Annotated in this window: 4 protein-coding genes; all 4 read right to left on the minus strand. The window is 39.4% G+C overall.

The features are described from left to right. Positions 1-82: 82 nt before the first annotated feature. The gene (locus ACFILA_RS09280) at positions 83-805 is read right to left on the minus strand and encodes a hypothetical protein (RefSeq protein WP_375661094.1); all 723 of its coding nucleotides are present in this window, start codon (positions 803-805) and stop codon (positions 83-85) included. A gap of 87 nt (positions 806-892) precedes the next feature. Further along, positions 893-1,132 (minus strand): hypothetical protein, encoded by a 240-nt coding sequence (locus ACFILA_RS09285; RefSeq protein ID WP_375661095.1) that lies wholly within the window; start codon positions 1,130-1,132, stop codon positions 893-895. Between the two features lie 8 nt (positions 1,133-1,140). Further along, positions 1,141-1,692 (minus strand): hypothetical protein, encoded by a 552-nt coding sequence (locus tag ACFILA_RS09290; protein ID WP_375661096.1) that lies wholly within the window; start codon positions 1,690-1,692, stop codon positions 1,141-1,143. Between the two features lie 14 nt (positions 1,693-1,706). After that, the coding region (locus ACFILA_RS09295) for a hypothetical protein (protein WP_375661097.1) at positions 1,707-2,404 on the minus strand (698 nt) is incomplete at its 5' end.

A 2,404-nucleotide genomic window follows, 5' to 3' on the forward strand; every position in this document is an offset into this window, starting at 1 on the left:
AATTTGTCATGTTGGTTTCCTTGATTTGCGCGCAATTCCCCCGTGGCGTGAATCACGCTTGTGTTAAAAGGCTGGTTGGTTGTTAAATTTTTATGTCTTGAGGAATTCTCGTGTTTCCGCGAATATTAGCTAATCCACGAATTTCGGCATTTCTAAAGATCTTGACTGCGTCATAAATGCGAGCACTATCATAAACTTTTGCATCTCCAAAAATCTCAACATTTCCATAATTAATATCATCCTCATACGTGAAATTGGAGCATGATATAATGACATCACCATAAACTTTAGCATTGTTATAAATGAGAGCAGGACCACAAATTATTGCGTTCCCATATACACGAGCATTGTCGTAAATGTGGGCACTATTCTTTATTCGTGCATTCTCAAAAACTTCTGCGTCACCATAAATGAGTGCGCTATTGTAAACTTCTGCATCACCGTAAACATGAGATTTGTCGCGAACAACAGCATCACCAAAAACATGTGCACTACCAGAAACTTCGGCATTACCAAAAACAACAGCACGACTGTAAACTTGTGCATCAGAATAAACTGAAGCATTTCCACTAATACAGGCGCCATCAAATATCTTGGCATTATGAAAAATGGTAGCGCTTTCATACACCTTGGCATCATCATACACCCAGCAATTACCTTTATGACCTAAGTTATATTCCTTTTCAATAAAACCACCAAGATCTCCTTTTTTGACATCATCAAAATCCCTTAAAGCACGAATACGGTGAAGAGTTTTTCCATCAAACTGAATTGTTTCATCAGTAAGTTCGTATTTCTTTTTCATGGTTTATTTCCTTGATTTGCGTACAATTCACCCGTGGCGTGAATCACGCTGGTGTTTAAAAGTTGGTTTTTCGGCGTTAGAAACGGCTTATATGGCTATTACGGTATTACCAAAAATCTCGGCAAAACCACAAACTTTAGCTTTTCCATAAACTTTGGCGTTACCAGAAACCCAGCAATTGCCATCATGACTTAGATTGTCTTCTTTTTCTATAAAACCGCCTAGGTCACCTTTTTTGACATATCCAAAGTCTCTTAATGCTCTAATTCGGTGAAGAGTTCTTCCATCAAACACAATTTTTTCATCAGTAAATTCGTATTTTTTCATCTGGTTTGTTACCTAGTTGAGATTCTTTTATCGCCATCAATCCAGTCGTCCCAACATACACATGCTTCACCGTAAATTTTTGCATGACCGTAAACATGCGCATCACCGTAAACTTGCGCATTGCCGTAAACACGCGCCCCATCGTAAATGTATGCCTCACCGTAAACTTGTGCATTGCCATAAACTTCTGCATTATCAAAAACGTGCGGTTCACCGCAAATATATGCATCACCGTAAACTTCTGCATCACCGTAAATGCATGGTTCATCGCAAACTTCTGCTTTGCCATAAATACGAGAATTGTTGTAAACATGTGCATAACCGTAAACTTGTGCATTTTCGTAAACCTTAGCATCACCAAAAACCTTGGCATAACCATAGACTTTTGCATCATCACCTACCCAGCAATTACCATGATGCGATAGGTTGTCTTCTTTTTGTATATAGCCACCTAAATCACCTTTCTCGACGTTTCCAAAGTCTCGTAATGCGCGAATGCGGTGGAGAGTTTTGCCCCCAACTTCGATTGTTTCATCAGTAAGTTCGTATTTTTTTTCCATGTTTTAAGTCGCCCTTATCTTAAAACAGTGTCATTTCCAGATACTTTTGTATTTCCGGTTACTTTGGCATTCTCGCAAACTATTGCACCACCAAACACACGGGCATTTCCAGAGATTTCTGCTTGACCGCCAATTTTAGCTTTTTCAGAAACATGTGCACCTTGGTGGACTGCGGCATCGCCATAAACCTTAGCCTTTCCAAAAACACGTGCATCATCTGCAATACATGCGGATTCAAAAACACAAGCATCGTCAAAAATTTCTGCGTTCTTTGAAATTATTGCATTACCGCCAATCTTTGCATCATGGTATATTCGTGCACTACCAGAAACAGAAGCTTTATCGTACACTTTCGCGTTCCCATAAATTTTTGCAAGTACGTGAACACGGGCATTACCGTAAACTTTTGCATGATTGAAAATGTGTGCACCACTCAAAATTTGTGCATCATCGAAAATTGTTGCGTTATCATAAACCAATGCACAATCTTGGATTAGTGCATTGGCATAGACTTTGGCATTCCCAAAAACCTTTGCACTATCTCCAACCCAGCAATTGCCATCATGTGATAAATTACCCTCATGCTCAATAAAACCACCAACGTCACCTTTCTTGACTCTTCCAAAGTCTCTCAATGCACGAATGCGGTGGAGAGTTTTGCCCCCAACTTCGATTGTTTCATCAGTAAGTTCGTATTTTTTTTCCATGGTTT

The sequence above is a fragment of the Bartonella sp. CL71SXKL genome (assembly GCF_042194935.1).
GTDB lineage: Bacteria > Pseudomonadota > Alphaproteobacteria > Rhizobiales > Rhizobiaceae > Bartonella.